Here is a 17,616-nt window from a genome sequence, read left to right as displayed (position 1 = left end):
TGCTGCCAACCTGCTGTCAGCAGCCTGCATGGAGGCGGCCAATCGCCCTTTATTGCGGGGCGGACTCGTCCCATATTCGCCTGATGGCGAAGAAACCTGCTCCCCCCGCAAAATCCCCGAAAACCAAGGCTCCGAACTCGAAGGCACACCGCCCCGACGTGCAGCCGATCGGGCCGGCGCTGGCCGAGTTGCTCAATCCCGCGATCAATCGCGGCGATGCGGGCCTCGGATCCGGTACGGGGCTGCAGCCGCCGCCGGACAATTCGCGCGACCGCCGCGCCGGAGGCGAGGCCGCCGCGCATCGGGCGCGGGCTTCGACGCCGAAGGAGTTCCCGCAGGATGCCGCACGGCCGATGCCGCTGCGGCCCAATCCGCAGCCGCCGGGCGCCCGTCAGTCCAGTGAGCTTGCAGGATTGGACGAAGCGCCGCAGGCCAATTACGGCACCGCGGCTACGATCCCGACGCTCGATCCGGAACTGGCGCGGCAGCTTGGACTGCCGACCGAGGAGGACGATGCCGAGGCATTGGCCCGCCCGCCGCGTAGCAAGATGGAGGCGCTCGGCGTCAAGGCCACCGCGGATGCGCTGGAGTCGTTGATCCGCGAGGGCCGGCCGGAGTTCCGCAAGGGCGACGGCTCCATGAAGGTGTGGACGCCGCACCGGCCGCCGCGCCCGGAGAAGTCCGAAGGCGGCGTGCGCTTCGAGATCAAGTCGTCCTACGAGCCCAAGGGCGACCAGCCGACCGCGATCGCCGAACTGGTCGAGGGCATCAACCGCAACGACCGCTCGCAGGTGCTGCTCGGCGTCACCGGCTCGGGCAAGACCTACACCATGGCCAAGGTGATCGAGGCGACGCAGCGCCCGGCCCTGATCCTGGCGCCGAACAAGACGCTGGCCGCCCAGCTCTACGGCGAGTTCAGGAACTTCTTCCCGGACAACGCGGTCGAGTATTTCGTCTCGTACTACGACTATTACCAGCCGGAGGCCTACGTCCCCCGCACCGACACCTATATCGAGAAGGATTCCTCGATCAACGAGCAGATCGACCGCATGCGCCACTCGGCGACGCGCGCGCTGCTCGAGCGCGACGACGTCATCATCGTGGCGTCGGTGTCCTGCATCTACGGTATCGGTTCGGTCGAGACCTACACCGCGATGACGTTCGCGCTGAAGAAGGGCGAGCGCATCGACCAGCGCCAGCTCATCGCCGACCTCGTCGCGCTGCAATACAAGCGCACCCAGGCGGATTTCACCCGCGGCACCTTCCGTGTCCGCGGCGACGTCATCGACATCTTCCCGGCGCACTATGAAGACCGCGCCTGGCGCGTGAACCTGTTCGGCGACACCATCGAGACCATCGAGGAGTTCGATCCGCTCACCGGCCACAAGCAGGACGAGCTCGAATTCATCAAGATGTACGCCAATTCGCACTATGTGACGCCGCGCCCGACCCTGGTGCAGGCGATCAAGTCGATCAAGTTCGAGCTGAAGCAGCGGCTCGACCAGTTGCACGACCAGGGACGCCTGCTGGAGGCGCAGCGGCTGGAGCAGCGCACCACCTTCGACCTCGAGATGATGGAAGCGACCGGAAGCTGCGCCGGCATCGAGAACTATTCGCGCTATCTCACGGGACGCCGCCCCGGCGAGCCGCCGCCGACGCTGTTCGAATACGTCCCCGACAACGCGCTGATCTTCGCCGACGAGAGCCACGTCACCATCCCGCAGATCGGCGCCATGTTCCGCGGCGACTTCCGCCGCAAGGCGACGCTGGCCGAATACGGCTTCCGCCTGCCCTCCTGCATGGACAACCGCCCCTTGCGCTTCGAGGAGTGGGACATGATGCGGCCGCAGACCGTCGCGGTGTCGGCGACGCCCGGCAGCTGGGAGCTGAACGAGAGCGGCGGCGTCTTCGTCGAGCAGGTCATTCGCCCGACGGGCCTGATCGATCCGCCCGTCGACATCCGCCCGGCGCGTACGCAGGTCGACGATCTCGTCGGCGAGGTGCGCGCCACCGCGCAGGCCGGCTATCGCTCGCTGATCACGGTGCTGACCAAGCGCATGGCGGAGGATCTCACCGAATACCTGCATGAGCAGGGCATACGCGTCCGCTACATGCACAGCGATATCGACACCATCGAGCGTATCGAGATCATCCGCGACCTGCGACTCGGCGCGTTCGACGCGCTGGTCGGCATCAACCTGCTCCGCGAAGGCCTCGACATTCCCGAATGCGCCCTGGTCGCGATCCTCGACGCCGACAAGGAAGGTTTTTTGCGCAGCGAGACCTCGCTGATCCAGACCATCGGCCGCGCCGCGCGCAATGTCGACGGCAAGGTGATCCTCTATGCCGACCAGATGACCGGGTCGATGGAGCGCGCCATCGCCGAGACCAACCGCCGCCGCGAGAAGCAGGTCGAGTACAACACCGCCAACGGCATCACGCCGGAGAGCGTGAAGAAGCAGATCGGCGACATCCTCAACTCCGTCTATGAGCGCGACCACGTGCTGGTCGAGGTCGGCGGCCACGACATGACCGACGACGTCATCTCGATCGGCCACAATTTCGAGGCCGTGCTCGCCGATCTCGAAACCCGCATGCGCGAGGCCGCGGCCGACCTGAACTTCGAGGAGGCCGCACGCCTGCGCGACGAGGTCAAGCGCCTGCGCGCGACAGAGCTCGCGGTGGTCGACGACCCCACCGCGAAGCAACGCACCGTGCAGGGCAAGGCCGGCGCCTATGCCGGCGCGAAGAAGTACGGCGACGCCGCGAACTTGCCGGTCAGCGCCATGAAGAAGAAGACCGTGAGCTCCGCGCTGAAAGCCAGCGGCGGCAGCGGCTCGAAGGTGCACAAGCCTCATCTCGACGAGATGCACGGCCCGGAATCCCTGCCCTACCGCGAAAACCGCGCGCTGCCGTCAAAGCCGTTCGGCAGCACCAGCCGGATCATCCAGCCGACGGATTCGCGGCAGTCCGGACCGGAGTTCGGACCCGCGCCGAAGTCGACGGGCGGAATGCCGGGGCGACGGGGTGGGTGGAAGAAGAGGTAGGCGCAACCGCGCGAGTGGTGGCTATGGATTCTCAGATGCGCAATTGCGCATCATAGCTCGCTGCTTCGCAGCGCCCCGGAATGACGAGGAGAGATTTGCTCTCCTCACCCCACGCTCGCCGTCATCACCGGCAGCAGCAGCAAGATCGTCACGAGCTGGAGCGAGGCGACGGGCAGGGTGCGCCAGGCCGTGATCTTGTCGAAGAGCGACAGATGGGCCTCGAAGAATTCTGGTTCATAGACGGTCCTGAACAAGGCCGGGAATTCTCCCTGTTGAGACGGGGATGACGTTGGGCGGGATATCTGGGGTGATGTGAGATGGGTCACGCGGTGCGGCCGCGGACTTCGCCTCTCCCCCGCGGGCGGCAGCACCATCTCACATGACTCTGGCGGCGCCTGAGCGCGCCACGTCCTGCGAGACGGCGCATAGGCGCCTCCACCTGCCCCGAACGCATTACGCCATCCGCGCCACGCAACCGGATGGGCGGAAAATTCCTGCATACCGCAATTCAACCCGCAATTGCATGCCATGAACCAGGCATGGCGCTCGCGCGTCATATCGTCTGCAACGTCCCTGTGACCTAGCGGATTGCCGGTGCGCGCGACCGCGCCTTGGCGCTGCGCGACGCCACAGGACCAGACAAGGACGGGCAGGATGACGGTCGAGAAGCTGAATCGCCAACGCATCGTGCATCTGCTCGAGGCTTTCGCGCGGGGCGATATCGAGGCGGCGCTGGCGTGCTGCACCGACGACGTCGACTTCCTCACCCACGCGCCGATCGACGTGCTGCCGCACATGGTGCCGCGCCACGGCAAGGCCGAGCTGCGTGAGCTCTGGCAGACGGTCTGGTCGCGCTATTCGGACATCCGCTACAAGGCGCCGCACATCCTCGCCGAGGGCGAGGCGGTCGCGACCTACCTGCACACCTATTTCAGGAAGCGCAGCAACGACCGCATCGTGCAGTTCGACATGGCGGTGTTCTACACCTTCCGCGGCGGGCTGGTGGCGGAGATCCGCGAAATCATCGATTCCTACGACCTGGTACAGCAGGTGCTGGAGCGGGAGATCGGGCCGCTGATCACGGGAGCGCGGGGGAATTGATGCGTCTCCTCCTCGCCTGGAACCCGCATCCGGGGCTTGCGTACAGACCCGGAAGATTACGGGGTTCTGTTGTAAATCTTACAAATTCCATTCAATGGTGCATTGCAAAAATGTGAATTGCGTTTTGGTCGAAACCGCTTATTTTATTTGTATACAAACGAGTTGAGCCCCGGCACCAGACCGTGCATGGGGTTGTTTTCCGTTTCTTTCGCAAGCCAGCTTCAGGACTGCCCAAAATGACAGAGCACAGCCTCTGGCGTTTCTCGCGCGCGTTGCACCGCGCGATCAACGACCGGCATTTCGAGGACATCGAAGCGCTCATCGACGAGGACGTCGAGTGGGCGCTCTACGGCCCGATCGACATGTTTCCGTTCCTCGGCGCGCGCCAGGGCAAGGAGGCCGTGCTCGATGTCATCCGCCAGTTAGCCGACAATTTCCACGTTCGCCGCTTCGACCGCGAGAGCATCATGCTCGGCGTCGATTCCGCCGCCTCGATGCTGCGCTATTCGCTGACCGCACTGGATTCCAACAAGCCGATCAGCTTGCGCGTGGCGCAGTTCGCCCAGTTCAGGGCGGGCAGGCTCGTCAGCATGCGCGTGCTGATCGACACCTTCGATCTGGTCGAGCAGGCACTCGGCCGCGCCATTCATCTGCCGAAGATGACCAGCGTCGGCTGACGCATGATCCGGACCCGAAGGGCCGCGTTAGCGCAAAGTGCGAAGCGGTTTTCCGATAAAGATCATGCGCAAACAACAACCTGAAGCGCGATGATGATCATCGCGCTTTAGGGGGGACGCCAACGGGCCCCGCTTGTCGGGACCGACGACAAGGCTATCGCGACGTCCTGGCCTCCAGCCCCGCCGGATGCCGTCGCATCAAAAGCTCGTCGTCGGGCGCGCGCGGTTTCGCGCGGCCCGTTGGTTCGCGTCCCCTTTGGAGAACCGCCACAATTCCGCAACGATGGATCAGCATCCTGTGAGCGGAATGGCGCATGGCCGAACGCCGATGTATATTAGCGGCAAGCATGCGCTGGGGTTCGCGGGCAGGACGATGGAATTCTCGACAGGGTTTGGCTGGACCAGGCTGCCGGTGCTGGCGGCCGCATTCATTCTGGGCTCGGTGCTGACGTTACAGGCGCAGATCATTCTGCCGGTCGCAGCAGTGCCCGACGAGGAGGCCGAGACCCAGGCCGCCGAGACCCCCGATGTCAACGACCCCGACGTGCTCAAGGGCATCGACGTCGACAAGCTCGACTGGAGCCAGCTCGCGGTCGATGCCGGGACCGGTATCGACCCCATGGCTGCCAAGAAGCGCGCCCAGGCCGCAGCCAGGGACGGCCTGGACTGGTCCTCGAACCCCAATGCGAACGGCTCCTCGGCCGTGACCGTGAAGCAGTCCGTGTTCTCGTTCTGGGATACGCGGATCGGCGCCGACATGACGGTGACGAGCGAGCCGCGGACAATGTCCGAGCTGCTGGCGCAGAAGGCCACCAATGGCGGCAGCCTGCCGCAATCCTCCGGCAGTGCCTGGGCCACCGCGACCGCGCCGGGCGCAGGCTCGCTCTGGGACAAGACCGCCGTGGAGGCCCGGGTCGATCCCGGCGCCGAGCACAGCAAGATCGGGGCATCGCTGACCAAGTCGGTGCCGCTGTCGGGCGACACGTCGCTGACACTGCAGAACGGCTACAGCGTCAACCAGCAGGGCACCACCGCGGTCCCCGGCATCGGCGGACATGTCACGCGCAACTACGAGACCGACCAGACCGCCAAGGTCACCCTCACCGACACCGGCACCAGCATCACCGCCGGCCAGACGCTGTCGACCACCGACGACAAATGGCTGCGCAGAATCGGCGCCGAGCAGAAGCTGTTCGACAACGTCACCGTCTCCGGCTCGGTCGGCGAGACCTCGCAGGGCGCGATCAACAAGAGCGTGACGGCAGGCTTCAAGAAGAGCTGGTGACTCTTTCGCCTCTCCCCGCCTGCGGGGAGAGGCCGGAATTTGCGCAAGCAAATTCCGGGTGAGGGGGACTCTCCGCGAACTCCTCTGTCACCGTTCCTGCGGAGACTCCCCCTCACCCCAACCCTCTCCCCGCAAGCGGGGCGAGGGAGCAGACCGCCGACCCGGCTAGAGCTTCGCGTCGCCGCGACAGCATTCATACTCTCCTAACCATGCGCCACGGCAAAACCCCTGAATCGTCCCCCCTTGCCGCATCTCGGCCCATTTGCGGCCAAATTCGGACGCCTTGATGAGGCAGCCTCACAGACGTCGTCGTGCGGGGACACTCGCGCTGCGCTCAACGCGAACAGGGGAATAACGATGAACGCCACCCGTCCCGAAAAGATCGAAGCCACCGAGACCGAGACGGTCGACACCAACCTTGCCGCCGTGACCGAGGTCGAAGCCGGCATCCGCGATTTCGTCCGCAACGACATCGCCTATCTGCGCCGCCCCGCCTCGACCACGACCGACGCGCCGCCGCTCGACCCGAGCGCGGAAGCCACCGTCAACAACGTGAACTCGCTGATCCAGCGCGTCGCCGGCACGTCGCTCGCCGAGATCGAGAACCTGATCTCCGAGCTCGAGAGCCTGCGCGACCTGCTCCACGCCGAAGGCCAGCGCGTCCAGCGCGAGATCTCCGGCTACGCCCAGCTCAGCCAGGCCGCGATGAAGTCGACCCGCATGATCGCCGACAACGTCGCGCAGTGGAAGCGCGCCGCCGACGGCCTGCGCAACAGCTGATCGCAAGCACCGCATCACAGGCCGCCGCGTTCCGGAAGGGGCGCGGCGGTTTTTGTTGGAGGTCGATCTCCCCAACGAAGGTGTCATCGCCCGACTTGATCGGGCGATCCCAGTACTCCGAGACGGTGAGGCAGGAGCCGAGAGGCCGCGGCGTACTGGATGCCCCGGTCCCGTCTCCGCGAAGGCTACGCCGGGCCACGCGGGTGCTCGGCCGCCGAAGCTTTAGCGAAGGCGGCAAGCCGGGGCATGACCGTGGAGGGGATGGCTGGTGGAGGGGATGGCTGAAGGACATGGCAGCGCGGCAGTGAACACGCGGTCACACACTCACGCGGCCCAGCACAGCCCCACCTTTGAACCCTCCACCCCTCTCCGGCGACAAACGCCAAGCGCTCGTGGCCGTTTTGGCCGAGCCCTGGGGACAGGTCATGGAAAGCATTCGGCCCGACAACACGGACCCTATATCGCTGCAGCCCGCGCCGAATCAGCTCGGCACGATCATGCTGCGCTTTGTCGGATTGCTGGCGGCTGCGATCGCGGTGCTGGCGTTCGTCTACAGCCGCTGACAGAGGGCCGGACTCCGCCCTCCTAAAGTGCGATGCGATTCGGATGAAGCGTCATCGCGGTCCGGATTGTCGTTTGAGCAGATGGTCCCTGAAATCGCTGCGCGCTCTTCCGGATCATGCTTCAGAAATCAGCGCCCCCTTATCGGGCGGCCTCCACGGTCGAGGCTTCAAGGGTGTAGCCACCATCGGCATAGCCCTTCACCACCATGCCGGCGACCAGCATCACGGCGAGCGTCGCGGTCGCGAAGATGAATCCAACGAATTTGAGTGCGCCGCGGTCTGCCATGGTCCTCGTCCCCTGTTCTCTGCCAATTCGTTTCAAATAGACAGCGACAGGTTCATAATTAGTTAGCAACTCACTGGTTCCGCCAAACTGCTCGCGGTAACCATGTTGCGCAGGCTTATGGCAGCCACCCGGAATCGCGTCCATAGCACGCGGGCAACACTCGCGCACTCATTTGCACGTTCATTCTGGAACGAGTCTAAGCGTTGTTCGCACGCGTCGGCACGAACGCGCTGGCGGTGATGGAATAGACTTCCTCGCCGCGCTGGTTGGTGCCGGTGGTCCGGGCCGTCAGAATGCCCCAGCCGGGGCGCGAGGCGGAGGTGCGCTTGTCGACGACGACGTTGACGAAAGCAACGGTGTCGCCGGCGAGCACGGGCCTGATCCAGCGCAGGTCGCGAAAGCCCGGCGACGGGCCCCACACCGCGACCTCCTCGCCGCGCGCTGCGGCTTCCCGCGCCAGACGCTGGCCGTCGGCGACAAGCAGGCTCATGCAGGCCGAGCCGACATGCCAGCCGGAGGCGGCGAGCCCGCCGAACAGCGAGTTCTTGCCTTCCTCCTCGTCGAGGTGAAAACGCTGCGGATCGAACTTTGCGGCGAATGTCTTGATGGCCTCGGCCGTGAACGTATAGCTGCCGATCTCGCGGCGCTGTCCGATCGCGATGTCGTCGAAGAACCGCATCAGACCGCTCCCTCGCGCCGCTTGATCAGGATCGGCGAGGTCATCTCGGCGAGCGCCTGCCCCGCCGCGTTGCGCACAGTGCATTTGAATTTGACGATGCCGAGCTCCGGCCGGCTCTTCGAGGTGCGCGCCTCCACGACGTCGACGTCGAGCATGAGATCGTCGCCGGGTCGAAGTGGCGACAGCCAGCGCACCTCGTCCACGCCGGGCGAGCCGAGCGACGCGGCGCCGGTGATGAAGCCGTCGGCCATCATCCGCATCATCAGCGAGCACAGGTGCCAGCCTGAGCCGGACAGGCCGCGCAGCATGCTTTTCGCCGCCGCCGCCTCGTCGAGGTGCATCGGCTGCGGATCGAATTCGGCGGCAAAGGCCAATATCTCGTCGCGGGTGACATGGCGCGGGCCGAACGTTCCGAACCGGCCGGGCGGGAAATCTTCGAAGGTCAGGGTCATCTTGGGATTGGTTGGCGGAAATGACAGATTGTGGCCGCACTTTACGGCAATCTCAACCCGCCGGCCCGCATGGCTCGTGCTACATATGGGGTGTCGGCGTTGATCCTGAGTCGGATCTACCGACGGCCGAGGCCTGATTTGCCCCTGGGGAGAGCGATGTTTTCATTCAGCGACCTGTTTCAATGGGACCGCTTCATCACGCCGACGATCATCAAGACCTTCTACTGGCTGGTGATCGCGCTGATCTGCCTGTTCGGCCTCTCCGGCATCTTCTCTGGCCTGGCCGCGATGGCGATCAGCCCGTTCGGCGGCTTCCTGGTGCTGCTGTCCTCGATTGCCAGCGTCGTGGTCGGCATCGTGTTCTCGCGCATCGTCGCGGAGCTGATCCTGATCGTCTTCCGCATCAACGAGCATCTCGGCGCGATCCGCGACCAGGGCGGCGGGATACGGTGAGGTTGGTCTCGTAGGGTGGGTTAGGCGAAGCCGTAACCCACCTCTTCCGTTTCCGCGGACCGAGACAGTGGTGGGTTACACCGAGCAGATGCGCTTCGCGCATATGCTCGTCTAACCCACCCTACGGCGCCGATGTTGGTGCTTACGTATTGAACCTGAAATGCATCACGTCGCCGTCGGCGACGACGTATTCCTTGCCTTCGAGGCGGAGCTTGCCGGCATCGCGCGCGCCGGCTTCGCCGCCGAACGCGACATAGTCCTCATACGCGATGGTCTCGGCGCGGATGAAACCCTTCTCGAAGTCGGTATGGATCACGCCGGCCGCGGCCGGCGCCTTGGTGCCGCGATGGATGGTCCAGGCGCGCGCTTCCTTCGGGCCGATGGTGAAGTAGGTGATGAGATCGAGCAGCGTGTAGCCAGCGCGGATCAGGCGGTCGAGGCCGGCTTCCTCCAGCCCCAGCGTCTCCAGGAACTCGGCGCGCTCCTCGCGGGAAATGGTGGCGATCTCGGATTCGATCTTCGCGGAGATGACGACGGCAACCGCGCCTTCCTTGGCGGCCTGCTCCTGCACGGCCTTCGAGAACGTATTGCCGGTCGCGGCCGAGCCTTCCTCGACGTTGCAGACATAGAGCACGGGCTTGGACGACAGCAGGCCGAGCATGGAGAAGGCGCGCTCCTCCTCGGGCTTGCGCTCGACGAGGCGCGCGGGCTTGCCCTCGCGCAGCAACACCAGGGTGCGGTTGACGAGATCGAGCTGCTCCTTGGCGTCCTTGTCGTTGCCCTTGGCTTTCTTGGTGAGATTGTCGACGCGCTTCTCGAGACTGTCGAGATCGGCGAGCATCAGCTCTGTCTCGATGGTCTCGATGTCGGCGAGCGGGGCGATCTTGCCCTCGACATGGGTGATGTCGGAATCTTCAAAGCAGCGCACCACATGCGCGATGGCATCGACCTCGCGGATATTGGCGAGGAACTGGTTGCCGAGGCCTTCGCCCTTGGAAGCGCCGCGCACGAGGCCGGCGATGTCGACGAAGGTCAGCCGCGTCGGAATGATCTGGCCGGACTTGGCGATGGCGGCGAGCTTCTCCAGCCGCGGATCGGGCACGGCGACCTCGCCGACATTCGGCTCGATGGTGCAGAACGGATAGTTCGCGGCCTGCGCCGCGGCCGTCTCGGTCAGCGCATTGAACAAGGTCGACTTGCCGACATTGGGCAATCCGACGATCCCGCATTTGAATCCCATGGTATCCTCTATCCGTATTCGTCATGGCCGGGCTCGTCCCGGCCATCCACGCCTTGACGCGCAGAACGAAGAACGTAGATGCCCGGAACATCTAGCGCGAAGACGCGCTTCGCGCTTCTGTCCGGGCATGACGGAGAAAACGGCGACCCTATTCCTTGCCGTTCTCGTCCTTGGTCAAAAAACCCTTCGCCTGCATGGCGAGATGCACCCTGTTGGCGAAGGTCGCGTCCGTGCCCTTGGCAAGCAGCGCGGCGTGCTCGGCGACGGCGTCGCAGAGCGTCGCCACCCATTCGTTGTCGGCTTTGGCGAAGTCCGACAGCACGTGGCCGTGCACCAGTTCCTTGACGCCGGGATGACCGATGCCGAGCCGCACCCGGCGATAGTCGTTGCCGATATGGGCCGAGATCGAGCGCAGGCCGTTGTGGCCGGCGATGCCGCCGCCGATCTTCACCCGCACCTTGCCCGGCGGCAGCTCGAGCTCGTCATGGAACACGGTGACGTCGCCTTCGGCGATCTTGAAGAAGCCTGCCGCTTCCTGAACGCTGCGACCGGACTCGTTCATGTAGGTCATGGGCTTGAGCAGGATCACGCGCTCAGTGCCCAGCGCACCTTCCGAAGTCTCGCCCTGAAAACGACGGCGCCATGGCGCAAAGCCATGACGCCGCGCGATCTCGTCGACGGCCATGAAGCCGATATTGTGCCGGTTACGTGCGTATTTCGCGCCGGGATTGCCGAGCCCAACAAAGAGTCGCATGACGCGGCGCGCCCCTCGCTCGGCGCGCGATCAAGGACCGCGCGCCAGCCTTGAGAGATTACTTCTTCTTGTCGCCGCCGGCGGGAGCCTTGGCAGCCGCCGCCGGAGCAGCAGCAGCCGGAGCAGCCGCACCAGCCGCCGGAGCCGCCGCAGCGCCCGGAGCCGCGCCACCGGCAGCCGCCGCAGCCGCGGCCTTCTGCTCTTCGGCGTAGCCGGACGGCGGCACGATGGTGACGAGGGTCGCGTCCTCGCGGGTCAGCGCCTTCACCCCGGCCGGCAGCTTGACATCCGACAGATGCAGCGAGTGACCGATTTCGAGCGAGCCGACATCGACCTCGATGTATTGCGGAATGCTCTCGGCGCCGCATTCGAGCTCGATCGCGTGGGCGACGATGTTGACCGTGCCGCCGCGCTTCACGCCCGGGGAGGTTTCAGCCTTCACCACGTGCAGGGGAACGCTGATGCGGATGGTGGCGCCTTCGCCGAGCCGCATGAAGTCGACATGGATCGGGAAATCCTTGACCGGATCGAGGTGGTAGTCGCGCGGAATCACGCGGTGCTTCTTGCCCTCGAGGTCGATGTCGACCAGCGTGGTCAGGAACCGGCCGGCGAGGATGCGCTGGCGCAGTTCACGATCTTCGACCGAGATCGTCAGCGGGGGCTGGTTGTTGCCGTAGATCACTCCGGGCACTCTGCCGGCGCGACGCTCAGCCCGGGCGGCCCCCTTGCCGCTCTTCGGACGTGCGGTCGCCTTCAATTCCTTGACGGTCGTCGCCATGTCGTTAAGTCCTTGTTTTTGCAAAAGTTAATGGGCCGCAGCGCGGCCCATGGCATCATCCGCAGCAAGCCTCCAGGGGTGCGGGGGCCGCGAACGTGGCGGGCTTTTACCCGGAAGATGCGGAAATGACAAGGAGAATGGGCTGATAGGCCGTGCCTAGCTTGCCGTCATTCCGGGGCGGTCGCGATAGCGGCCGAACTAGGGTGCGCAATTGCGCACCTGAGAATCTCGAGATTCCGGGTTCGATGCTGCGCGTCGCCCCGGAATGACGGCAAGAACCTACCCCCCGAGCTTGGCCTCCAGCGCTGCAATCCGCGCCTTCAGCGCTTCGTTCTCCTCGCGCGCGAGGCGCGCCATGTCCTTGACCGCCTCGAACTCCTCGCGCTTGACGAGGTCCATGTCGCGCAGGAATTTTTCCGCCTGGGTGCGCATCACGGTGTCGAACTCGCGCTTGACGCCCTGGGCGGCACCGGCGGCGTCGTTCATCAGGCGGCCGATCTCGTCGAACAACCGGTTGCTGGTCTGGGTCATCTCGGCCTCCGATAAACTTTGCGCGAACTCTCGAAAAGACAATGGCAATCCGCATCGAACGGTTCAAGGGCCGATCGCCGGTATCCTTGTCATGAACCGGTTTCCTTGCAATCGTATTCAACGTGCCTGCATAAGAAGAATCACGCGGCGTCCGCTGCTGGTGCTCCGTCGCCGCAATCTCGTCCACACATAGAAGGCGCGATGCCCTTTCTGCTGATCGACTTTCCCGCCTTCAAGCCGATCGCGATCGAGATCGGTCCATTCGCGATCCGATGGTATGCGCTGGCCTATATCTGCGGCATCGTGTTCGGCTGGCTCTATGCGCGCTCGCTCCTGAAGAACCAGCGCCTGTGGGGCGGACCGGCGCCGATCTCGCTGGTGCAGATCGACGACTTCATCCTGTGGGTCACGCTCGGCATCATCCTCGGCGGCCGCACCGGCTACGTGCTGTTCTACAACCTGCCCTTCTTCATCGATCATCCCGCCGCGATCTTCAAATTGTGGGAGGGCGGCATGTCCTTCCACGGCGGCTTCCTCGGCTGCGTCGTCGCGGTGATGTGGTTTGCCTATCGCAACAAGATCCCGATCCTGTCGCTCGGCGACATCACCACCGCCGTCGCCCCGGTCGGGCTGCTGCTCGGACGAATCGCCAATTTCATCAACGGCGAATTGTGGGGCCGCGCCACTGACCCGAGCCTGCCCTGGGCGATGGTCTTCCCCAACGACCCGACGCAGCTGCCGCGCCATCCGAGCCAGCTTTACGAAGCGGGCATGGAGGGCATCCTGCTGTTCACGGTGCTCGCGATCATGATCCGCTTCGGCGCGCTGAAGCGCCCCGGCATGATCCTCGGCGCCTTCATCCTGATCTACGGTCTGACCCGCATCGCCGGCGAGCATTTCCGCGAGCCGGACGCGCAGCTCGGTTTCCTCTGGGGCGGGTTAACCATGGGCATGCTGTTGTCGATCCCGATGCTTATCGTCGGCGCGATACTTATTGTATGGGCTGTCAGGCGGGGGGCGGCGAAGCCCCTCCAGGCCGTTCGTTAGTTCATTTCGAGAAGACAGCCGTGACCGACTCGCCGCTCCTGAACGAGATCAAGGCGCTGATCAAATCCTCAGGCCCGATGCCGGTCTGGCGGTACATGGAATTGTGCCTGATGCATCCGCGCTACGGCTATTACGTCTCGCGCGATCCGCTCGGGCGCGAGGGCGACTTCACCACCGCCCCCGAGATCAGCCAGATGTTCGGCGAGCTCTTGGGGTTGTGGACCGCCTCGGTCTGGAAGCACATGGGCTCGCCGCAATTCTTGCGACTGATCGAGCTCGGCCCCGGCCGCGGCACCATGATGGCGGACGCGCTCCGCGCACTTCGCGTGCTGCCGCCGCTCTACCAGGCGCTCCATATCCACATGGTCGAGGTCAATCCGGTGCTGCGCGAACGACAGGCGGCGACGCTGTCCGCCGTGCGCAACATCACCTGGCACGACAGCATCGACGACGTACCGGACGGCCCAAGCATCATCCTCGCCAACGAATATTTCGACGTGCTGCCGGTCCGCCAGATGGTCAGGCTCGAGAACGGCTGGCACGAGCGTGTGATCGAGATCGACCCCACCGGCAAGCTTCAGTTCGGCGCGGCGCCGGAGCCGACACCGCGCTTCGAGGTGCTGCTGCCGCCTCTGGTGCGCGCGGCCCCCATCGGGGCGGTCTACGAGTGGCGGCCCGACGGCGAGATCATGAAGCTCGCCACGCGCGTGCGCGACCAGGACGGCGCGGCGCTCATCATCGACTACGGCCATCTGCGCAGCGATGCCGGCGACACCTTCCAGGCCATCGTGCGCCACAGCTTCGCCGATCCCTTGAAAGCCCCGGGCCAGGCCGACGTCACCGCCCATGTCGACTTCCAGGCGCTGGCGCGCGCGGCCGAGGATGTCGGCGCCCGCGTGCACGGCCCGGTAACGCAAGGCGACTTCCTCAAGCGTATCGGCATCGACACCCGCGCCGCGGCCTTGATGCAGAAGGCGACACCCGAAGTCGCCACCGACATTTCGGTCGCGCTCAAGCGCCTGACCGATACCGGGCGCGGCGGCATGGGCTCGATGTTCAAGGTGCTCGGCATCTCCGAGCCGCGGCTGACGGGCCTTGCCGGCCTCAGCGATCTCGAACGGGCCGGAGAGACCTCATGACGCTTGCTTCTTCGCTGCTGTCCGCCGTGCCCGGCCTGCGCCATGCCTTCTTCACCCGCGAAGGCGGCGTCTCCGGCGGCATCTATTCCGCGCTGAACGGCGGGCTCGGCTCCCATGACGATCAGGCCCTCGTCGCCGAGAACCGCCGCCGCATGGCCGAGCATGTCGGCGTCGCGCCCGATCGCTTCCTCAGCCTGCACCAGATCCATTCGCCCGACGTGCTCGTGGCCGATGCGCCGTGGCCGAACGGGCCACGGCCCAGGGGCGACGCGCTGGTGACGAAGACGCCAGGCATCGCGATCGGCGTCTCCACCGCCGATTGCGCGCCGGTGCTGTTCGTCGATCCCAATGCGCGCGTGATCGGCGGCGCGCATGCCGGCTGGAAGGGCGCACTGACCGGCGTGCTCGAAGCGACGATCTCGGCGATGGAAACGCTAGGCGCAACGCGCGGCGGCATCATCGCCGCGATCGGCCCCCTGATCCGGCAGGAGAGCTACGAGGTCGGCAACGAGTTCGTGACGCGTTTCATCGAGGCTGACGCCGAGAACGCGATGTTCTTCATCCCGTCGGTGCGCGAGGACCACGCGATGTTCGATCTCGCCGGCTTCATCCGCAAGCGGCTGGACATGGCGGGCATCCTGATGATCGACGATCTCGGCCTCGACACCTATGCCGACGAACGCTTCTTCAGCTATCGCCGCTCGGTGCATCGCAAGGAGCCCGATTACGGCCGGCACGTTCACGCCATCGCGCTGGAAGGGTGAACACCCGGGCAACACGCCGTCATTCCGGGGTTCGCGAAGCGAAAACCCGGAATCCATCGTGCAGCAATGTACGGGGAGGAATGGATTCCGGGCTCGCGCCGAGTGGCGCGCCCCGGAATGACGGCAGCTTGTGGCGCCGCCGCCCTAGACGTTAATCGATTTTAACGATATCGCTGCCCTCCATAATGAGGGAAGCGTCATCTTTTCTGCGCCGCGCGGGGTCGCGCGTGCTGGCGGCCATGCTGCTGGCGACTGCGCTTGGCGGTTGCGCCGGCGGCAACGCGCCGGGCAATTCCTATGCGATGGCGCCGAGCGGCGGTAGCGGGGCCACGGTGGCGTTCGAATCCATCGACGGACCGCCGCCGCAGGTGTTCGACCGCATGGTCGGGGTGCTCGACAGCGAATCCAAGCTGCGCAGCCTGTCCGTGGTCTCCCGCGAGGGCACGGCCGCCTACCGCGTGCGCAGCTACCTCTCCGCCCAGGTGGTGCGCGGCAAGACGGTGATCGCCTGGGTCTGGGACGTCTACGACGCCAACCAGCAGCGGGCGCTGCGCCTCTCCGGCGAGGAACCGACCTCGGCCAAGGGCGGCCGCGACGCGACACGTGATGCTTGGGCGGCTGCCGACGACCTCGTGCTGCGGAAGATCGCCCAGGCCGGATTCAGCGGACTTTCCAACATGATCAACGGAACGCCGGATGCACCGGGTGCGGCTCCGGCTTTGCGCGGACCGGCGGTGGCGAGCGTCATCAGGGACGCTCCGCGGTCGGACATGCCGGCCTCGGCCCTCGGCTATGCCGAGCAATAACCCCCGCTAAACCACGGCCTCAAGTTGCGGCCAAGCCGTTGACCCGACTCTGGATTTTCAAAGGGAAAACGTAGCATCCCGGGTTGCCATTGCAGCCTCCGGCCTGATATTTCCTCGCCCGTCATAACCGTGCTTCCAGTGGGTATTTTCTGATGTTGAACGTCGTATCCAGCAAAGCGCGGGAGGAAGCGTCCATGTCGGGCAAGAACGGCTCCATCAAGCTCGTCGCCGGCAACTCCAATCCGGCTCTCGCACAGGCCATCGCGCAAGGGCTCCACATGCCGCTGACCAAGGCGGTGGTGCGGCGCTTCGCCGACATGGAGATCTTCGTCGAGGTCCAGGAGAACATCCGCGGTTCGGATGCCTTCATCATTCAGTCGACCTCGTTTCCAGCGAACGACAATCTGATGGAGCTGCTGATCATCACCGACGCGCTGCGCCGCTCCTCGGCGCGCCGCATCACCGCAGTGATTCCCTATTTCGGCTATGCCAGGCAGGACCGCCGGTCCGGCTCGCGCACGCCGATCTCGGCCAAGCTCGTCGCCAATCTGATCACCCATGCCGGCGTCGACCGCGTCATGACGCTCGACCTGCATGCCGGCCAGATCCAGGGCTTCTTCGACATCCCGACCGACAATCTGTTCGCTGCGCCCCTGATGGTGCGCGACATCCGCGAACGCTTCGACCTCGGCAGGGTGATGGTGGTCTCGCCCGACGTCGGCGGCGTGGCCCGCGCCCGCGGCCTCGCCAAGCGCATCAACACCCCGCTCGCGATCGTCGACAAGCGCCGCGAGCGTCCCGGCGAGTCCGAGGTCATGAACGTGATCGGCGACGTCTCCGGCTACAGCTGTATCCTGGTCGACGATATCGTCGACTCGGGCGGCACGCTGGTGAACGCGGCCGACGCGCTGATCGCCAAGGGCGCCAAGGACGTCTACGCCTACATTACCCATGGCGTGCTCTCGGGCGGGGCGGCCGCCCGCATCACCAACTCCAGGCTGAAGGAGCTCGTGATTACCGACTCGATCCTTCCGACCGAGGCGGTGACCAAGGCGCCGAACATCCGCACGCTGCCTATCGCCAGCCTGATCTCGGACGCGATCGCGCGCACCGCCGCGGAAGAGTCGGTGTCGAGCCTGTTCGACTGATTTTCTTCGCCTCTCCCCGCCTGCGGGGAGAGGCCGGAATTTGCGACAGCAAATTCCGGGTGAGGGGGACTCTCCGCGAGTCCAGC

Annotated in this window: 20 protein-coding genes; 12 read left to right on the top strand and 8 right to left on the bottom strand. The window is 65.3% G+C overall.

The window, feature by feature from the left end; translation table 11 throughout:
- Positions 1-83: 83 nt before the first annotated feature.
- Positions 84-3,047, top strand: coding sequence for an excinuclease ABC subunit UvrB (uvrB, locus tag IVB23_RS25905; protein WP_247800491.1), 2,964 nt, complete (start codon positions 84-86; stop codon positions 3,045-3,047).
- Between the two features lie 104 nt (positions 3,048-3,151).
- Here uvrB and IVB23_RS25900 read toward each other — a convergent pair whose 3' ends face one another.
- The gene (locus IVB23_RS25900; RefSeq protein ID WP_197488641.1) at positions 3,152-3,301 is read right to left on the bottom strand and encodes a hypothetical protein; all 150 of its coding nucleotides are present in this window, start codon (positions 3,299-3,301) and stop codon (positions 3,152-3,154) included.
- A gap of 400 nt (positions 3,302-3,701) precedes the next feature.
- Between IVB23_RS25900 and IVB23_RS25895 the strand changes: the two genes are divergently transcribed.
- The 5 genes from IVB23_RS25895 to IVB23_RS25875 all read left to right on the top strand — a co-directional run bounded on the left by IVB23_RS25895 (position 3,702) and on the right by IVB23_RS25875 (position 7,453).
- Positions 3,702-4,148 carry a nuclear transport factor 2 family protein gene (locus IVB23_RS25895; protein ID WP_247800490.1) on the top strand — a complete coding sequence of 149 codons (447 nt, stop codon included), beginning with the start codon at positions 3,702-3,704 and terminating at the stop codon, positions 4,146-4,148.
- Between the two features lie 236 nt (positions 4,149-4,384).
- Entirely contained in the window at positions 4,385-4,825 is a 441-nt protein-coding gene (locus tag IVB23_RS25890) for a nuclear transport factor 2 family protein (protein ID WP_131869214.1), read from the top strand.
- Positions 4,826-5,198: 373 nt separating this feature from the next.
- On the top strand, positions 5,199-6,110 hold the full coding sequence (locus IVB23_RS25885; protein ID WP_247804963.1) for a hypothetical protein: 912 nt from the start codon (positions 5,199-5,201) through the stop codon (positions 6,108-6,110).
- A gap of 357 nt (positions 6,111-6,467) precedes the next feature.
- Positions 6,468-6,890 (top strand): hypothetical protein, encoded by a 423-nt coding sequence (locus tag IVB23_RS25880; RefSeq protein WP_061877449.1) that lies wholly within the window; start codon positions 6,468-6,470, stop codon positions 6,888-6,890.
- A 425-nt stretch (positions 6,891-7,315) separates the two neighbouring features.
- The gene (locus tag IVB23_RS25875; RefSeq protein WP_165935882.1) at positions 7,316-7,453 is read left to right on the top strand and encodes a hypothetical protein; all 138 of its coding nucleotides are present in this window, start codon (positions 7,316-7,318) and stop codon (positions 7,451-7,453) included.
- Between the two features lie 139 nt (positions 7,454-7,592).
- Here IVB23_RS25875 and IVB23_RS25870 read toward each other — a convergent pair whose 3' ends face one another.
- The 3 genes from IVB23_RS25870 to IVB23_RS25860 all read right to left on the bottom strand — a co-directional run bounded on the left by IVB23_RS25870 (position 7,593) and on the right by IVB23_RS25860 (position 8,870).
- Positions 7,593-7,739, bottom strand: a complete 147-nt coding sequence (locus tag IVB23_RS25870) for a hypothetical protein (protein ID WP_164934669.1) — start codon at positions 7,737-7,739, stop codon at positions 7,593-7,595.
- Between the two features lie 196 nt (positions 7,740-7,935).
- Positions 7,936-8,418, bottom strand: coding sequence for a MaoC family dehydratase (locus IVB23_RS25865; protein WP_247800489.1), 483 nt, complete (start codon positions 8,416-8,418; stop codon positions 7,936-7,938).
- On the bottom strand, positions 8,418-8,870 hold the full coding sequence (locus IVB23_RS25860; protein ID WP_247800488.1) for a MaoC family dehydratase: 453 nt from the start codon (positions 8,868-8,870) through the stop codon (positions 8,418-8,420). Before IVB23_RS25860 ends, IVB23_RS25865 begins: the two co-directional genes overlap by 1 nt.
- Before the next feature lie 156 nt (positions 8,871-9,026).
- On the opposite strand from IVB23_RS25860, the gene IVB23_RS25855 reads away from it, so the two are divergent.
- Entirely contained in the window at positions 9,027-9,323 is a 297-nt protein-coding gene (locus tag IVB23_RS25855; RefSeq protein ID WP_028176656.1) for a DUF4282 domain-containing protein, read from the top strand.
- A 142-nt stretch (positions 9,324-9,465) separates the two neighbouring features.
- Here IVB23_RS25855 and ychF read toward each other — a convergent pair whose 3' ends face one another.
- From ychF to IVB23_RS25835, 4 genes are all read right to left on the bottom strand, one after another.
- Entirely contained in the window at positions 9,466-10,563 is a 1,098-nt protein-coding gene (gene ychF / locus IVB23_RS25850) for a redox-regulated ATPase YchF (protein WP_197968965.1), read from the bottom strand.
- Positions 10,564-10,711: 148 nt separating this feature from the next.
- Positions 10,712-11,317 carry an aminoacyl-tRNA hydrolase gene (gene pth / locus IVB23_RS25845; RefSeq protein ID WP_061877445.1) on the bottom strand — a complete coding sequence of 202 codons (606 nt, stop codon included), beginning with the start codon at positions 11,315-11,317 and terminating at the stop codon, positions 10,712-10,714.
- 58 nt (positions 11,318-11,375) lie between these two features.
- A complete protein-coding gene (locus IVB23_RS25840) occupies positions 11,376-12,095 on the bottom strand; it encodes a 50S ribosomal protein L25/general stress protein Ctc (protein WP_061877444.1) in 720 nt (239 codons plus the stop codon).
- 279 nt (positions 12,096-12,374) lie between these two features.
- Complete coding sequence (locus tag IVB23_RS25835) at positions 12,375-12,626, bottom strand: accessory factor UbiK family protein (RefSeq protein ID WP_194391531.1); 252 nt, start codon at positions 12,624-12,626, stop codon at positions 12,375-12,377.
- Between the two features lie 201 nt (positions 12,627-12,827).
- On the opposite strand from IVB23_RS25835, the gene lgt reads away from it, so the two are divergent.
- The 5 genes from lgt to IVB23_RS25810 all read left to right on the top strand — a co-directional run bounded on the left by lgt (position 12,828) and on the right by IVB23_RS25810 (position 17,530).
- Entirely contained in the window at positions 12,828-13,673 is an 846-nt protein-coding gene (lgt, locus tag IVB23_RS25830) for a prolipoprotein diacylglyceryl transferase (protein WP_247800487.1), read from the top strand.
- Between the two features lie 20 nt (positions 13,674-13,693).
- A complete protein-coding gene (locus IVB23_RS25825; RefSeq protein ID WP_247800486.1) occupies positions 13,694-14,812 on the top strand; it encodes an SAM-dependent methyltransferase in 1,119 nt (372 codons plus the stop codon).
- Positions 14,809-15,576 carry a peptidoglycan editing factor PgeF gene (gene pgeF / locus IVB23_RS25820; protein WP_247800485.1) on the top strand — a complete coding sequence of 256 codons (768 nt, stop codon included), beginning with the start codon at positions 14,809-14,811 and terminating at the stop codon, positions 15,574-15,576. The genes IVB23_RS25825 and pgeF overlap by 4 nt, the downstream gene beginning before the upstream one ends.
- A 185-nt stretch (positions 15,577-15,761) precedes the next feature.
- A complete protein-coding gene (locus IVB23_RS25815; RefSeq protein ID WP_247800484.1) occupies positions 15,762-16,382 on the top strand; it encodes a hypothetical protein in 621 nt (206 codons plus the stop codon).
- A gap of 194 nt (positions 16,383-16,576) precedes the next feature.
- Positions 16,577-17,530 carry a ribose-phosphate pyrophosphokinase gene (locus IVB23_RS25810; RefSeq protein ID WP_061877498.1) on the top strand — a complete coding sequence of 318 codons (954 nt, stop codon included), beginning with the start codon at positions 16,577-16,579 and terminating at the stop codon, positions 17,528-17,530.
- Positions 17,531-17,616 lie beyond the last annotated feature (86 nt).

Origin of the sequence: Bradyrhizobium sp. 191 (assembly GCF_023100985.1) — a bacterium.
In the GTDB taxonomy this organism is placed as follows: domain Bacteria; phylum Pseudomonadota; class Alphaproteobacteria; order Rhizobiales; family Xanthobacteraceae; genus Bradyrhizobium; species Bradyrhizobium diversitatis.
Note: the sequence above shows the minus strand (reverse complement) of the source record. Positions and strands in the feature narration are given on the sequence as shown.

Bases quoted from the DNA above. Each gene is read 5' to 3' on its own strand.
- uvrB (WP_247800491.1), top strand. From the start codon at position 84: ATGGCGAAGAAACCTGCTCCCCCCGCAAAATCCCCGAAAACCAAGGCT.
- IVB23_RS25895 (WP_247800490.1), top strand. From the start codon at position 3,702: ATGACGGTCGAGAAGCTGAATCGCCAACGCATCGTGCATCTGCTCGAG.
- IVB23_RS25890 (WP_131869214.1), top strand. From the start codon at position 4,385: ATGACAGAGCACAGCCTCTGGCGTTTCTCGCGCGCGTTGCACCGCGCG.
- IVB23_RS25885 (WP_247804963.1), top strand. From the start codon at position 5,199: ATGGAATTCTCGACAGGGTTTGGCTGGACCAGGCTGCCGGTGCTGGCG.
- IVB23_RS25880 (WP_061877449.1), top strand. From the start codon at position 6,468: ATGAACGCCACCCGTCCCGAAAAGATCGAAGCCACCGAGACCGAGACG.
- IVB23_RS25875 (WP_165935882.1), top strand. From the start codon at position 7,316: ATGGAAAGCATTCGGCCCGACAACACGGACCCTATATCGCTGCAGCCC.
- IVB23_RS25870 (WP_164934669.1), bottom strand. From the start codon at position 7,739: ATGGCAGACCGCGGCGCACTCAAATTCGTTGGATTCATCTTCGCGACC.
- IVB23_RS25865 (WP_247800489.1), bottom strand. From the start codon at position 8,418: ATGCGGTTCTTCGACGACATCGCGATCGGACAGCGCCGCGAGATCGGC.
- IVB23_RS25860 (WP_247800488.1), bottom strand. From the start codon at position 8,870: ATGACCCTGACCTTCGAAGATTTCCCGCCCGGCCGGTTCGGAACGTTC.
- IVB23_RS25855 (WP_028176656.1), top strand. From the start codon at position 9,027: ATGTTTTCATTCAGCGACCTGTTTCAATGGGACCGCTTCATCACGCCG.
- ychF (WP_197968965.1), bottom strand. From the start codon at position 10,563: ATGGGATTCAAATGCGGGATCGTCGGATTGCCCAATGTCGGCAAGTCG.
- pth (WP_061877445.1), bottom strand. From the start codon at position 11,317: ATGCGACTCTTTGTTGGGCTCGGCAATCCCGGCGCGAAATACGCACGT.
- IVB23_RS25840 (WP_061877444.1), bottom strand. From the start codon at position 12,095: ATGGCGACGACCGTCAAGGAATTGAAGGCGACCGCACGTCCGAAGAGC.
- IVB23_RS25835 (WP_194391531.1), bottom strand. From the start codon at position 12,626: ATGACCCAGACCAGCAACCGGTTGTTCGACGAGATCGGCCGCCTGATG.
- lgt (WP_247800487.1), top strand. From the start codon at position 12,828: ATGCCCTTTCTGCTGATCGACTTTCCCGCCTTCAAGCCGATCGCGATC.
- pgeF (WP_247800485.1), top strand. From the start codon at position 14,809: ATGACGCTTGCTTCTTCGCTGCTGTCCGCCGTGCCCGGCCTGCGCCAT.
- IVB23_RS25815 (WP_247800484.1), top strand. From the start codon at position 15,762: ATGAGGGAAGCGTCATCTTTTCTGCGCCGCGCGGGGTCGCGCGTGCTG.
- IVB23_RS25810 (WP_061877498.1), top strand. From the start codon at position 16,577: ATGTCGGGCAAGAACGGCTCCATCAAGCTCGTCGCCGGCAACTCCAAT.